At 47.2% G+C, this 15,165-nt stretch carries 12 protein-coding genes; 8 read left to right on the top strand and 4 right to left on the bottom strand.

Features of this window, described 5'->3' with window-relative positions:
* Nucleotides 1-10: 10 nt before the first annotated feature.
* Nucleotides 11-1,231, bottom strand: a complete 1,221-nt coding sequence (locus LRP50_RS05960; RefSeq protein WP_274163558.1) for a GGDEF domain-containing response regulator — start codon at nucleotides 1,229-1,231, stop codon at nucleotides 11-13.
* Nucleotides 1,232-1,388: 157 nt separating this feature from the next.
* Between LRP50_RS05960 and dinB the strand changes: the two genes are divergently transcribed.
* Nucleotides 1,389-2,447: a DNA polymerase IV gene (gene dinB / locus LRP50_RS05955; protein WP_274163696.1), complete on the top strand. Its 1,059-nt coding sequence runs from the start codon at nucleotides 1,389-1,391 to the stop codon at nucleotides 2,445-2,447.
* Between the two features lie 73 nt (nucleotides 2,448-2,520).
* Here dinB and LRP50_RS05950 read toward each other — a convergent pair whose 3' ends face one another.
* On the bottom strand, nucleotides 2,521-3,981 hold the full coding sequence (locus LRP50_RS05950; protein WP_274163557.1) for an aminoacyl-histidine dipeptidase: 1,461 nt from the start codon (nucleotides 3,979-3,981) through the stop codon (nucleotides 2,521-2,523).
* A gap of 1,033 nt (nucleotides 3,982-5,014) precedes the next feature.
* Here LRP50_RS05950 and LRP50_RS05945 point away from each other — a divergent pair.
* The 7 genes from LRP50_RS05945 to LRP50_RS05915 all read left to right on the top strand — a co-directional run bounded on the left by LRP50_RS05945 (nucleotide 5,015) and on the right by LRP50_RS05915 (nucleotide 12,570).
* Nucleotides 5,015-6,301, top strand: coding sequence for an NCS2 family permease (locus tag LRP50_RS05945; protein ID WP_274163556.1), 1,287 nt, complete (start codon nucleotides 5,015-5,017; stop codon nucleotides 6,299-6,301).
* A 65-nt stretch (nucleotides 6,302-6,366) separates the two neighbouring features.
* Nucleotides 6,367-6,825 (top strand): xanthine phosphoribosyltransferase, encoded by a 459-nt coding sequence (gene gpt / locus LRP50_RS05940; protein WP_274163555.1) that lies wholly within the window; start codon nucleotides 6,367-6,369, stop codon nucleotides 6,823-6,825.
* 156 nt (nucleotides 6,826-6,981) lie between these two features.
* Entirely contained in the window at nucleotides 6,982-8,235 is a 1,254-nt protein-coding gene (gene frsA / locus LRP50_RS05935) for an esterase FrsA (RefSeq protein ID WP_274163554.1), read from the top strand.
* Between the two features lie 232 nt (nucleotides 8,236-8,467).
* Nucleotides 8,468-8,872, top strand: a complete 405-nt coding sequence (crl, locus tag LRP50_RS05930) for a sigma factor-binding protein Crl (RefSeq protein WP_274163553.1) — start codon at nucleotides 8,468-8,470, stop codon at nucleotides 8,870-8,872.
* 150 nt (nucleotides 8,873-9,022) lie between these two features.
* Nucleotides 9,023-10,180, top strand: coding sequence for a glutamate 5-kinase (proB, locus tag LRP50_RS05925; protein ID WP_274163552.1), 1,158 nt, complete (start codon nucleotides 9,023-9,025; stop codon nucleotides 10,178-10,180).
* A gap of 51 nt (nucleotides 10,181-10,231) precedes the next feature.
* Nucleotides 10,232-11,500, top strand: coding sequence for a glutamate-5-semialdehyde dehydrogenase (locus LRP50_RS05920; RefSeq protein ID WP_274163551.1), 1,269 nt, complete (start codon nucleotides 10,232-10,234; stop codon nucleotides 11,498-11,500).
* A 152-nt stretch (nucleotides 11,501-11,652) separates the two neighbouring features.
* Entirely contained in the window at nucleotides 11,653-12,570 is a 918-nt protein-coding gene (locus tag LRP50_RS05915) for a LysR family transcriptional regulator (protein WP_274163550.1), read from the top strand.
* Nucleotides 12,571-12,572: 2 nt separating this feature from the next.
* Here the strand turns inward: LRP50_RS05915 and LRP50_RS05910 are convergent, their stop codons facing one another.
* A complete protein-coding gene (locus tag LRP50_RS05910; RefSeq protein ID WP_274163549.1) occupies nucleotides 12,573-13,466 on the bottom strand; it encodes a YjjW family glycine radical enzyme activase in 894 nt (297 codons plus the stop codon).
* Between the two features lie 30 nt (nucleotides 13,467-13,496).
* Complete coding sequence (locus tag LRP50_RS05905; RefSeq protein ID WP_274163548.1) at nucleotides 13,497-15,038, bottom strand: YjjI family glycine radical enzyme; 1,542 nt, start codon at nucleotides 15,036-15,038, stop codon at nucleotides 13,497-13,499.
* Nucleotides 15,039-15,165: the final 127 nt, after the last annotated feature.

Raw genomic sequence — 15,165 nt, 5'->3', positions numbered from 1 at the left:
AGGCGGTTTTTTAATAGATGATGTTATTTCTTCCATTGTTTTTGGCTGCATATAGCTTGTCGTCTGCGCTCTTGAGTAATTGAGGCAGTGACTGCTCTCCACTTGCCACTCCGATGCTGGTTGTAAGGCGCATAGGCTGGCCTTCGTAATGAATGGTGGTGTTTTCCAACTCGTTACGAAACGCCTCTAGTTCGGCATTGAATACATCAGAGTTGCCAGTACAAAGCACAACAAACTCCTCACCTCCAAACCTAGCAGGCAATGCAGAAGAGAAGGCGGTGTTAAGCATTTGCCCAATCGACTTTAACGCATGATCACCACCATTATGCCCAAACTGTTCGTTGATCATTTTGAAATGATCAATATCGATCATGGCAATGCTTTTAAAAGGCGCCGGGTTTTGGTCTGTAAAATTAAAGAAATATCTCCGATTCCACAATCCAGTGAGATCATCTCGGTTGGCTAAGAAATACAATTGTTCGCTGGCGTCTTGCATGTCGAGTACTGCGTGTATACGGCAATATAGCTCTTCTTGGTTGAAGGGTTTGTTAAGGTAATCATTGGCACCCGCTTTTAGAAATTGGGGAATCAGATCGGGATTGTTTGATGCAGAGAGTCCAATAATGGCGAGTTCGTCTCGGGTTTTATTCAATCTCAAATGTTGAGTGAGTTCCAAACCATTCATCAGAGGCATATCGTTGTCTGTAATAACGAGATTCACTTCCCATGTGTTTTCCAGTACTTCAAGTGCTTCAAGTCCGTTAGACGCTGTGACTACGTTCAAATACTGACGTTCCAACAGTTCAGTAAGATATTGCGTAATGACGGGGGAATCATCGACGACTAACGCAGTTTTATTGGTGTTTTGAACCAAACGATTCAGCAAAGGCACCAAAAATGCTAAAGACACTGCGCTGTCTTTAAGGATGTAATCGACGATACCTTTTTTCAGCAACTCTTCTCTAAGATTCTTATCTGCATTGCCGGTCAAAACAATGGCTCGATATCCAGATTGGAGCACACTGTCTATCACTTCTCCTTTAGGGGCATCGGGCAGACAGTAGTCAAGAACAGAGCAAATCAGAGAAGGCTCTGATTCTAAGTACGCCATAGTTTCTGCCAGTGTACCGAAAACAATGGGTTCGAAGCCCGCATCGATGAGTAGCGCTGAAACATAACTTTGGAACGTGGGACTATCATCGACAACAAGCACTTTGAGGTTATTTGTCATGAGGATATTCCCCTTCTCATGTCTCGTTAATGTGTCTATTGAGTAGTTTGTAGTTCAAGTGTTAATAATAGCCGAGATACAAGAATACGTAGAGTGATTGACTTGATATGGAAATACTGTTTTTATGAACAGTGGTGCGGGCACATTTAAGTATGAAATGAGAAAAATTATCCACGTAGACATGGATTGTTTTTATGCGGCAGTAGAGATGCGGGACAACCCGGAACTGCGAAATATTGCGCTAGCGATTGGCGGCTCAGAAAAACGCCGTGGCGTTATTTCCACCTGTAATTACATGGCTCGCCAATATGGCGTGCGCTCGGCGATGGCAACCGCCCATGCTCTTAAACTCTGCCCAAACTTGACGGTTGTTCGTGGTGATATGAACAAATATAAGGCCGTCTCAGTACAGATACGCGCTATTTTTTCCCGATACACTGACAAGATAGAACCGCTATCTCTTGATGAGGCCTATCTTGATGTTAGTGAATGCTTACTTTTTAAAGGTTCAGCCACCTTAATTGCTGAAGATATCCGCCAGTCGATCAAAAATGAATTGGGATTAACAGCTTCTGCGGGCGTTGCCCCGGTTAAGTTTGTCGCTAAGGTGGCGTCCGATCTGAATAAACCCGATGGCTTGTATGTTGTGACACCTAGTGAAGTAGATGCTTTTGTAAAAGTGCTTCCGTTAGAGAAGATCCCGGGCGTGGGTAAAGTGACCTTGTCGAAACTGCATGAGCTTGGTCTATTCAAGGGTGAGGACGTACAGCAGTGCGATCGCAATATGCTGCTTCAGCGGTTTGGTAAGTTCGGACATGCTTTGTGGAACCGCTGCCAAGGTATTGATGATCGTGACGTTGAAACAGACCGTGTGCGTAAATCGGTTGGGGTTGAGCGTACCTTACCAGAAGATATTCAGACTGAAGAAGAATGCTTAGCCGTCATGAAATCGCTTTATGAGGAAATGGAAACGCGTTTGAAACGTGTGTGTCCTGATTTATTGATCGCTCGTCAGGGCGTTAAGCTGAAGTTTTCTGACTTTCAACAAACCACGGTCGAACATAAGCAGTGGCGCTACGATGAAAGCGCATTTTCGGAGCTAATGATTGAAGCATTGTCACGAAAAAATGGACGAGGTGTTCGACTGATTGGCCTTACCGTCGGGCTGTTAACCGTTGATAGTAGCAAGGCAACGCAACTAAGTTTTGATTGGTAGCGAGACTTGTTTGGCAGGTAAATGGGCGCGATATTCGCGCCCATTTATTATCTTGTTGGTTTCGCTTTGGCCTTTATGCCTTAACAGGGATGGCTTTCAGCATCGCAATCATCTGCTCCCAGAATAGACCAACTGTCGCGATATTCACTTTCTCATCGGGGGAGTGAGGGAATTTGATGGTTGGACCGAAAGAGATCATGTCCATGTTAGGGTAGGGCTCTTTAAACAAACCACACTCTAACCCTGCATGAATCACCATAATATCGGGTATGCGACCGTAGATATCTTTATAGGTATCACGGAATACATGCATAATTTCTGAATCTGGGTTTGGCTTCCAGCCAGGGTAAGCACCTGAGAATGTCACCTCTGAACCAGCTAGTGTGCTCAATGAGCGCAGCATGCTCTCTACATAGCTTCGCCCACTGTCATCTAACGAACGGATTAGGCACAAGAGCGTCATGGTGTTTTCTTCGGTGGTGATGACACCGAGGTTCAATGACGTTTCTACCACCCCTTTTATATCATCACTCATGCGGATCACGCCATTGGGACAAGCGTTGATGGTAGCAATGATGCGATTTTGCACGTCAGAGGTTAGTGCTTGTTCTTCAATGTTGAGATCCAGCACTGCAAGAGCAATCGATGTTTCCACGGCGCCCAATTCTTGTTGGAGCAAGGCTTCAAAATGCGAAAACAATGCAGCCAGTTTATCCGTGTTCTCAGTAGGTACGGCCAAGTCAGCAAATGCTTCGCGTGGAATTGCGTTGCGAAGCGTACCACCGCGAATAGATAGGAGACGCAGACCTAATTCTTCGGCGTGCCCAGCAAGAAAGCGACCGAGAAGTTTGTTGGCATTGGCGCGACCGGTATGAATATCAACACCTGAGTGTCCGCCTTTTAAGCCTTTGATTTGAAGAGTCTTACCGACATAGCCTTCGCCTAGTGTTTCTCGCTCGAGCGTGAAGTCGATGGCAGTGTCCACACCGCCCGCACAACCCATGTAGATTTCGCCTTCTTGCTCAGAATCTGTGTTTAGCAAGATTTCTCCGTCTAACCAACCCTCTTTTAGCCCAAAAGCACCCGTCATACCTGCTTCTTCATCGATGGTTAACAGGACTTCAAGCGGACCATGCTCGATGTCTGTCGCGGCAAGGACAGCAAGACAGGTTGCCATTCCCATGCCATTGTCAGCGCCTAGCGTAGTACCATCCGCAGTAACCCATTCACCATCGATATAAGGGCGGATAGGATCGACAGTGAAATCGTGATCCGTGTTTTCGTTCTTTTGCGGCACCATATCTATATGTGCTTGTAGAACGACACCTTTACGGTTTTCCATGCCTGATGTGGCTGGCTTTTTGATGATGACATTGCCTATGTCGTCGCGTTTAACCGACAGCCCCTCAGCTGTTGCCCAATCAACAATGAACTGAGCGAGTTGATCTTCGTGCTTTGAAGGGTGAGGAATAGAGCAAATTTTGTCGAAAAACTGCCACACAGGTTGTGGCGACAATTGACTAATTTCTGACACAGGCTATCTCCAGAAAACATGGAATGAAAAAGGCAGCAGTGCTGCAAGCAATTAACCTAACAGAATTTGTAACGGAAAAGTATGCCTTGTTAAAAGCATATCGCTGCAGATAGGCCTAAGAGCCTACATCTTGAGCTGTCACTCCGCATATGGCGCTATTCATGACTGTTAATGCGATGCAAATATAGCGGAGTCAGTGAATGCGTCGCTCAAGAGGCAATGCATGCAATAGTGCTTACTTTGCCATGCGTATGCCTTTACCTCAGTGCAATAACTTGGCGTGAATGTGTAACTTTATTACATAATGGGGTTTATTTAAGTATTAGTGTGATTTAGATCTCTTTTTTGTTTGTAATAAAATAACGAATAGGTTATTATCTCGCCGTCTTCTGGATGGGCAGTGAGCCCAAAGACATAGCTGTGCGCTTCATTTGTTTATGGATAAACCCGAAATCATTCGTCTCCACGGAACCGAGCTTTATTAAAGCTGCATTTATTCCTATCGAATTATTTTGAGGTACGACCTATGAAAGGCAGTTCTGCTAGCCAATACTGGAACCGTGGTTCCGTATACACCGCGAATTTTCGTTATCCGGCGACGTTCGGATACAAAAGCAAGTAACCAATTTCCTTGCTTGATACATACATTACCCCGCTCTAACAGATATTTTCGTTCCGATTTGGAATTTGATTTTTGATCTGGCGCCACTTTTAGTGGCGTTTTTTTTATCTCAATTTTCGTCTCTTGCAGTGCCTCTCAGTCTATTGATGAAGCAGACAACGTTGATCACAGCTTTGGCTGCTGTTCGTTTATTAATCAATAAATCACTCTAGAATTTGTGTCTTAAACAGGCAATGTCGTCAGGATGGCGATAAGTCGTTTAATCTGCCACCGATTGACCAGTAAGTGATGTAATTCACACTGGAAATTTCGTGAAGTGGCGAGTAATATTCGCGTCAAATTCAGACGCAAACGTTTAGCCAAACGTTTGCGTAATATTTTCAGACACATACTTTCCAAGGAACGAAAGCCATGCTTGAGCGTCTTTTTAAATTAAAAGAGCAAGGTACTGATATACGCACCGAAGTTATTGCTGGGGTTACCACCTTCCTGACAATGGCTTACATCATCTTTGTTAACCCTGCGATTTTGTCTGAAACAGGCATGGATCGTGGTGCTGTGTTTGTTGCCACATGTTTGGCAGCGGCTATCGGTTGTTTTGTGATGGGATTAGTTGCCAATTACCCTGTTGCACAAGCACCTGGTATGGGCCTTAATGCCTTCTTTACCTACACTGTCGTATTCCAGATGGGTTACTCGTGGCAAGTTGCTTTGGGTGCGGTGTTCCTGTCGGGTTTGTGCTTTATCGCACTGAGTCTATTTAAAGTTCGAGAGTTGATCATTCACTCTATCCCACTTTCTCTTCGAACAGGCATCTCTGCAGGTATCGGTATGTTTTTGGCGCTGATTGCGCTGCAAAACTCCGGCATCGTGGTTGCGCATCCAGCGACATTGGTTTCAATGGGGGATTTATCTTCTTTTGCCCCTGCGATGGCTGCACTAGGCTTCTTCCTAACCATCGGTTTGGTTAATCGCGGTATTAAAGGCGCGGTGATGATTGCCATCCTTATTGTTACTGCGATTGCGGTCGGAACAGGTAACGTGCAATACGGCGGCATTATGTCGGCGCCGCCAAGTCTTGCTCCAACCTTTATGCAAATGGATTTATCTGGCGCATTTGATGTTGCAATGATTTCTGTTGTTTTCGCCTTCTTGTTTGTTGATTTGTTTGATACTGCGGGCACCTTGGTGGGTGTGGCGCAAAAAGCAGATCTGATGGACAAAGATGGAAAGCTGCCACGTTTGAACCGCGCACTATTGGCGGACAGTACAGCAACGACTGTGGGTGCCGTTCTGGGTACATCAAACACAACCTCTTACATTGAAAGTGTATCAGGTGTTGCTGCGGGCGGTCGTACCGGTCTGACCGCGGTTGTGGTTGGTGGTATGTTCTTGCTGGCATTGTTCTTCGCCCCACTGGCTGGCATGGTTCCGGCTTACGCTACCGCAGGCGCACTGTTCTACGTTGCGATTTTGATGATGTCAGGTCTGGTGAGCGTAAACTGGCGTGATCTGACTGAAGCTGCACCAGTTGTTGTCGTATGTTTGCTGATGCCATTGACCTACTCTATTGCACATGGCATTGGTTTGGGCTTTATCTCTTACTGCGCAATCAAAGCGTTTAGCGGTAAAGGACGTGACGTACCTATTAGTATTTGGGTTCTGGCTGCGCTGTTCTTGCTGAAATTTGTTATGTAAGACACAATACGCCGCAATTGAATCTGTGAGTTAAATGGCGACCGTCGCCACTGAGGTTTTTTAAAATGAGCAACAAGTTTGTTATCACGTGGGACAACATGCAAATGTATACCCGCCAACTGGCTGAAAAATTGTTACCTGTAGAACAATGGACTGGGATTATTGCAGTAAGCCGTGGAGGTCTTGTACCTGCTGCGATTCTTGCTCGTGAGCTAGGCATCCGTCACGTTGATACAGTGTGCATTTCTAGCTATGACCATGATCATCAGCGTGATATGCGTGTTATCAAAAAAGCTGAAGGTGACGGTGAAGGTTTCATCGTGGTTGACGATTTGGTTGATACTGGCGGCACTGCAGAAGTGATCCGTGAAATGTATCCGAAAGCGAAATTTGTCACCGTATGTGCGAAACCTGCGGGCAAACACCTTGTTGATGACTACGTTGTTGATATTGCGCAAGACTGTTGGATTGAACAGCCTTGGGATATGGCTGTGACGTTCGTTGAGCCTGTAGCAAAGCGCTAAGAAAAATTATCGATAGAAAGCCCCGAAAGGGGCTTTTTTTTTGCCTTATGTCAGTGAATGAGCTCACAGATGCTGCTTGGCTTTGAGAGAGCATGGTTTTCTCTAAGCCATCGTTTACACTAGAGGTCGTTGAAATGAATGCGCCGGAGAGATGCCGTGAGAGAGACAGAGTCAGAGAACTTATCAGTCAAACTCTTTAAACCCACCAAACATGCCAAAGAAACATCCACCATTGTAGGCACAGCCAACAAGCCACCTAAAGATGTTGAAAGTGTCTTAGACGGCCAAAGTGACAACAGTTGGTATCGTGTTTTGCGCCGCCCTCAGTGGATATGGCAAGGCGTTGATCCGATAGAAATGGAAGAAACGCTGGCACGCATTGCTGCTTCAGACAATGACAGAAGCAACGAAAAGTTACTTGATACTGTCGTCGGTTATCGTCAGGGCAATTGGTCTTACGAATGGGCCCAGTGTGGTATGAAACACCAAAAACGGGCGCAGGAAAAAGATGAGCAAGGCGATAAAGCAGGAGCAACTGCAGAGTGGGGACGTGCCTCGGCTTGCTTCAGTATTGCAGGTTACCCTCACTTGAAAGGGGATCCGCTTTCTCAACAAACTGAAATTCTGGCTAACAAAGCATTTCACGCAGCGATGGAAACATCGAGCCTCAAAATCAAAAACATAGTCACCAAGGTAGATGGTAAACCCCTAGAAGGTTTTCTGTATCTGCCACATACCAATGAGCCGCTACCTACTGTGATTGTTAGTGGTGGCATGGACGGTTTGCAAACGGATCTGTTGCATCTCTTTGAAACCTATTTTGCACCAGCCAACATTGCCATGTTGACTCTGGATATGCCTTCAGTTGGCAGAAGCAGTCACTGGAACCTCACAGAAGATAGCAGTCGTTTACACCAAGCTATGTTGCATGAACTCGAATCCGTACCTTGGGTTGATCATCATCGCGTTGGTTGTTTTGGTGTCCGTTTTGGTGCGAATGCTGCGGTAAGAATGGCGTTTGTTGAACAAAATCGTATTAAGTCTTGTGTGTCTGTTGGCGGCATTCTTCATGCCATGCTGACGGACGTAAATCGTCGTAACAATATCCCACCAATGCACTTAGACACCATCGCGTCTCGAATGGGTAAGAGCCAAGCATCGTCGACGCTTTTGACTCAGTTGCAAGCGCTGTCGCTTAGACATCAAGGGCTACTCAACGGTAGGAAGACGAAGGTTCCGATCCTAGCTATTGGCCTTGACGGTGATCCCGTATGTCCAGATTCTGATAATCAACTAGCTGCGCTATACAGCTATGGAGGCAAAGCGAAAACCTTGCCAAGTAAACCTATTCATGACGGATATCACAGAATAATGCTTGAAGCTATTGACTGGTTCAACAAAACACTGTGATCGAGATCTTTTTAACTGTCTTGGGATGAAGACATATTAAGGAAAGCGCTCCCTGTGAGGACGAATTTTAACCAGATGCGTGTTATATAAATGGGTGTTTGCTGTTAACGCATTTCCCATGCGTGAACGAGCCTTATGCAGAGCAAGGAATGGCTTAGTCGCTAATCTCTGTGTTCTCGCAAACACTCTACTGATAATAATGAGATCGACGTTCGTCTTAAGGGAGCTTGCTATGACTGAAGAAACGAAAAATATATCTCACGGGAGGTTGTTGACGAAGTTTGCTCAACTGGGTCCTTATCTGAGACAAAAAAAATCCTCAGAAGAAGGGTACTTCTTTGATTGCCTTTCTGCGTGTGTGAACGCAAAGAAACCACCTGAAAGTCGTGAGTTTTGGGGATGGTGGATGAAGCTAACACCAAAAGAAGGGGGCTTTGAGTACGCTTATACGTTCGGTAAATTCAACACTGAGGGTGAATGGCTAGAAGAGAATGTCCCGAATAAGTGTGTAAAGGAAGTGAAAGCCTCTCTTGATACCTTTTATCAAAAGATTGCCGGGTTTGTTGAAGGCGATTTGGCGTTAGAAATCACTGCGTTGCCGTCGCTAAAAAAACCGAAGTTAGGTACTGCTGCCTAGTCACTCGGTTTACCGTTTGCCGCACTACCATTGATTTGTACCCAACCAACCTGAATTCCAGTATTTTCAAGTTGCTTGGGTATATTTACTTGTTATCTTGGTCTGGGATTGATAAAAGAAGGGCATATTCGCTTTTATGTTGTCAATGTCATGTCAGGCCAAGAAAACGTTTCATCTTTCATTGCTGAATCTGGCGATAAACAAGATCGCCAGACTGTCGTAGTAAAATTGGGAACCAGTGTGCTCACTGGTGGCTCAAACAAAATCGATCGCGCTCACCTTGTTGAGCTGGTGCGTCAGTGCGCCATGCTTATTCGACAGGGTCACCAAGTCATCGTTGTAACTTCTGGTGCTATTGCCGCTGGAAGACAGCATCTCAATCATCCCAACCTGCCCAATACTATCGCTAACAAGCAAATGCTGGCTGCCGTTGGTCAAAGCCGTTTGATCCAAGAGTGGGAAAGCCTCTTTGGTATTTATGGCATCAACATCGGTCAGATGCTGTTAACCCGCGCTGACCTTGATGATCGTGAGCGTTACTTGAATGCGCGAGATATGCTGCAAGCTTTGCTCGACAACAACATAGTGCCCGTTGTGAACGAAAACGATGCCGTTGCGACCGCTGAAATTAAAGTGGGTGACAACGACAACCTTTCTGCGTTGGTGGCTATTTTAGCCGAAGCAGACAAACTGCTTCTTTTGACCGATCAGCCGGGATTGTTTACCGCTGATCCGCGCTCAAACCCAGATGCAGAGCTTATTCGTGAAGTGCACACCATTGATGAAACCCTGCACCAGCTTGCTGGTGGCAGTGTGAGTGGATTAGGCACAGGTGGCATGGCGACCAAGTTGCAAGCCGCTGACGTGGCGCGTCGTGCTGGCATTGAAGTCACCATTGCTGCGGGTAGCCGCCCTGAAGTGATTCAACATGTGGTGAGCGGACAACCTGCGGGTACCCGCTTCCTGCCGCTTGAGTCACCACTAGAAAGCCGTAAGCGCTGGATTCTGGCAGGTCCTCCGCCGGCAGGCGACATCATTATTGATGCAGGTGCAGCGTCTGCTGTTGTGAAACGTCATAGCAGCTTGCTATCAAAAGGCATCGTGTCAGTGAAAGGATCGTTCGATCGCGGCGCTGTTGCGCGCATATGCGATCAGCACGGTAAGCAGCTCGCTCGCGGTATTTGTCGTTATTCAAGCAAAGACTTGAGTGCGATCGCGGGTCGACACAGCCAAGACATTCAAGATATTCTGGGTTACGCACATGGACCTGTCGCGATTCATTGCGATGATTTGGTCGTAACCGATTAATCCGATTGCGGGTGTTCCGCAGTCGAAAAGGACGAAGCAATAGAGGCGAAAATGAGTCTGCAAACCACCAGTTTACAGAGCATGGGACGTGCGGCAAAAGATGCTGCATATGCATTGGCAACGGCACCAACAGCGCAAAAGAACCACGCGCTGGCAGTGATCGCTGATGAACTCGAGGCGAACGCGGCTGCGATTCTAGCGGCTAACGCAAAAGACATTGATGCGGGCAGAGAGGCAGGTTTGCCCGACGCCATGCTTGATCGTTTATTACTCAACGAATCACGTTTGGCCGGCATTGCCGCTGACGTGCGTAATGTCATTTCTCTGTCTGACCCCGTCGGCAGTGAAATGGATTGTAAAGTGCTGGAAAACGGCATGACGTTGAGTCGCCGTCGTGAACCCATCGGCGTTATTGGTGTGATTTATGAAGCACGACCTAACGTGACCATTGATATCGCGTCTCTGTGCCTGAAAACCGGAAACGCGAGCATTCTTCGTGGTGGTCGTGAAACCTTCCACTCAAATGTTGAGTTGGTGAAGGTCATTCAAACTGCGCTTGAAAAAGCCAACTTGCCTGCTTCGTCTGTTCAGTACATTGAAAAACCGGATCGTGAACTGGTAGGCGAACTGCTTCGTCTTGACGATTACGTGGACATGATTATTCCTCGTGGTGGTGCGGGTTTGCACAAGATGTGTAAAGAGAACAGCACCATCCCAGTGATCATCGGTGGCTTTGGCATTAGCCATATGTACGTTGATAAAACCGCGGATCTCGATCGCGCTTTGGATTTGATCATCAACGCGAAAGCACAGCGCCCATCAGCGTGTAACGCGCTGGATACCTTGCTAGTGAACAAAGACATTGCGGCTGCATTGTTTGAAAAACTGACGCCACTGCTTAACGACAACAAATTGAAGGTTGTTGCTGAGAAAGCAGCGCTGCCATTGCTCAACGGCGTGGCGGATCTTCAAGAAGCTGGCGATGGCGATTTCGACACGGAATGGCTGAGCTACACACTGGGTGTGGCATTGGTTGCTGATGTTCACGGCGCACTTGCCCACATGCGTGAGCACAATGCGAGTCACTCAGATGCGATCTTGACCAACGATTTGATCGCGACTGAAGCTTTCATCAATGGCGCAGGCTCTGCTGCTGTTTACGTGAATGCCTCTACACGCTTCACAGACGGCGCTCAGTTCGGTTTAGGCGCAGAAGTTGCTGTGTCTACTCAGAAGCTTCATGCTCGTGGCCCTATGGGCTTAGAAGAGCTGACAACCTACAAATGGGTGGGTAAAGCGGATTACCTGTCTCGCCCATAATCAGGAAGCAGTTTTCGATGAAAAGGCGCTGATTCAGCGCCTTTTTTGTGTCTGGCGCATGTATATCCCCACGTTACTTAGGCATATCTCTACCTCTAGGGAAGGTTTAGCGCTACGCTATGCCGTGATTGTTTAAATGATGATGACCTTCGATGGATTACGCGACCCTTTCCCGTATTAGCGTTAAACACTTAACCGTGATGCATGTGCTCTTGATGACGCACAGTGTAACGGCGACAGCCAATATTTTGTGTGTCACGCCATCAAGCGTTAGCAAGGCATTGGCGCAGCTTAAAACACAGCTGAACGATGAGCTTTTCTTCCGCACAGGTAATCAACTCGCCCCTACGCAATATGCCTTGAGCATTGGCCCAGCTATCCACAATGTGCTGTCGAACATTAACGGTATATTTCAACAAGGCGAGTTTGCGCCAGAGACGTTTACGGGGACGCTTTCCTTGTCGATGCGTGAAAGTACGTTTGAGCTTTTCGCCCCGCAGCTTGGGGATATTTCTCAGCAATTGAGTGATCATGCTCAGTTGGTAATTTCTACTAAAGAACAATTCAGTTTTGAGGCGTTACTGAGCGGGAAGATAGATTTTCTGCTGCTGCCCCACGACATCAGTCAGCCACCGACGCACAGCAAGAATTTAGTGTGGAAGGCGATTTTGAGTGATGAAATGGTCTGCTTGATGAATCGCCATCATCCGCTTGCAAACGACGAACTGACTATCGAGAAGTATTTAAGCTGTCGTCATATTCGCGTGATCGACAAAGACTTGGCAGAGCCCTATTTTGAACAGACACTCACGCAGCGTCATGGTGCGAGAAACATTGCGACCATGGTGGCGGATTTCGGTTCGGCGGCATTAATGTGTCAGCACTCGCCGTATTTGTTTACGTGCTCGAAGCGTTGGGCTGAAACGGCGCTACAAGGAAAAGGGCTGGTGGCAAAACCCTTGCCGTTTGATTACGGACAAGTGGCGTATAGCTTGGTGTGGAATACCGTGAGTTTGAACAATCCAGCGTGCCGCTGGCTGCATGATCAACTGGTTGTCGACAAGGCATAGATTTAGGTATAAATCGTCGGTAATTGCATAGGTCGGTTGGTCTTCGAAAACAGTAAATCATGAAAGCGGTTCATCTCGCTTTCACTGCATTTCTCCCACGTCAGCGCTTCACCAATCACACCGTGATGTTGAAAAGCGTTTAGGCGGATCTTTACCTCTTTAGGCAGGGTGTTGAGGTAATCTCCCACCGCATCAACTTCGGTATCCAAATCGCTTTTTCCCGGAATGTGCAGCAAACGCACTTCATGCAGTTTGTTCTGCGTAGCCAAGTAATCAATGGTGTCGATAACGCGATGCTTATCTCGACCGACGAGCCATAAATGCGTGTCTGATTGCCATGCTTTGAGATCGATCATGGCACCATCAAGGTAGGGGGAAACGCGCTCCCATCCCGTGCGTGATAGCGAACCGTTACTGTCGATATAGCACGTAAGGTGTGCAAGTTCAGAGTCGGATTTCACCGCTTTAAATAGCGCGATAATGAACGGCAGTTGCAGTGTTGCTTCACCACCTGAAATGGTGATGCCATTGAGGAAAAAGTGGTGCTGGCGGATCAACGCGAGCATGTCATCCACACTGTAGCGAACGATTTTTGGGTTGGATTTATCAGGGCAAACATCGATGCAAAGATCGCAGTGGGTACACTTATCAGCGTGCCAAACAACGCGTTGTGTGCCGTTTTGCTGTGAAGCAATGGACAGGGCGTCGCTTGGACAGCTTTTCACACAATCACCGCAATGGGTGCAGTGATTGATGGTGTGAGGGTTATGGCAAGTGATGCAATCAAAATTGCAGCCCTGCAAAAACACCACCAAACGGTTGCCCGGCCCATCAACACAAGAGAATGTCAGAATACGACTGACCAGTGCTTCGTTTTGCGTTGGCTTCACTGACATTCTCTTGGTCTCTTTCCGGATTAACCGTGGTTATTTGTAAACTGGCGTTGATTCAAAGCTCACGACGCGTGGCGCACGGTTCAAAATCCCCGTGTTTTTCGATGCTTCTGCACCCAGCCACGTGGTGTTTTTGCGTGAACCTTCGTCATCAAACTTCGCGATATCAGACAGCTTGATCATATAACCCGTGACACGAACCAAATCGTTTGATGCAACGTTCGCTGTGAACTCACGATAGCCAGAATTGATTGCGCCTTTACACAGGTTGAACATCGCTTCTGGGTTTGATTTTACCGTCTCATCAATCGTCAGAATGTCGCTGATGCCTGAGGTGTAGTGCTTGTGGTGACCCGCAGTTGCATGCACGTAAGTCACTGGGTCTGGTTCAGTACCGTAAGGAATACGCACGCCAGGTGTTGCGTCCAAATCTAGGCTGATACCACCTTGTGCGTGCAAAAGTGCTTTACCGTTGTAACCATGTTTGACTGGGTTTTCGTCAACCAAAGCCGCCAGTTTCGCGGAAATTGCGTGGCCCAATTCGTTAGCGCTGATGTCGTGACCGTACTTGCCTTGCTTGCCGTCTTTTTCGAACAAGGTATTTACAGCCTCAGCCATGCCGTAGATACCGAACATTGGCGCAAATCGGCTTTCTTCAATCAGTCCTTCAGTCGCAAGGAAGTTGGTGAAGAAGTTTGATGATTCATGCAGGTACGTGCTGCGTACATCCATCAGTTCAACCATCAGTTTGCTGTAGGTTGGCAGAACATGGTTGATGAAGTCGTCGCTGTTGGTTGCTTTGCTTGCCGCTTCTTTTAGGTTCATGCGCACTAAAGTGTTTGAACCGCCAGCCAATGGCAGTGAGTTGTAGCAGCTCACAATGCCGAATCGCTTGTCACCGTAAGCGCCAGCATGCATTGGGTAGTTTGCAATGTGTGGCTTGCTGCATTCACAGATGTTGCTGGTGGCGTGACGAAGAAGATCATCAGGCGTGACAGCAGGGTCATACATGAACGTCAGGTTTGGCGCGATTTGTTTTAGTTCAGCATCAACGCGCAGGATGGTACGACAGATGATGTTGTCAGCAGGGCCAATGTTCGCGTGCATGAAGGCGTCTGGCAGGGTGCGGTCCAGCATGATCCAGAAACGCTTAATTTTTTGATAGATCTCTTCGTCTGACAGCTCGCCCACGTAAGGCATCAGCACGTCATCCAACTGACCCACGTAAACCGGAATGTTGGTCACAGACGGTACATGGTGGTAGATGATGTTCAGCATGTTCAGTGCATCATCAAGGCTTTCCGCTGGCGCAAGTTCTAGGTGCTCAGAACCTTGCGACAAGAACTTTGCGTAATCTGGTAGCACGTAACGTGGTTTGAAGGGGGCATGGCCTTCGAACATGTCACAAATCACACCGTCCTTCATCGCTTGCTCGATGCTGTCTGTGATTGACAGGTAAGGCAGGCTAGCTTCTGCTTCTAGCGAAAGAAACTGGTTCTTTTGCTTTGGTGAAAGACTTGGGTTGTTGATGATGTCGTAAAAACGTTGCTGCAGTTCAGATAGGTTGTTGTTCATGGAAAAGACCCTACTTTAATTTGGGTTTATTTTACGGTGGATAAGGGTTTTTCCACTATTGATATGATGGGAAGGTGGTGTTTCCATATTGGAAATCCGTAATCCGTAATCCGTAATCCGTAATCCG

Origin of the sequence: Enterovibrio gelatinilyticus, from assembly GCF_028683095.1 — a bacterium.
In the GTDB taxonomy this organism is placed as follows: domain Bacteria; phylum Pseudomonadota; class Gammaproteobacteria; order Enterobacterales; family Vibrionaceae; genus Enterovibrio; species Enterovibrio gelatinilyticus.
Note: the sequence above shows the minus strand (reverse complement) of the source record. Positions and strands in the feature narration are given on the sequence as shown.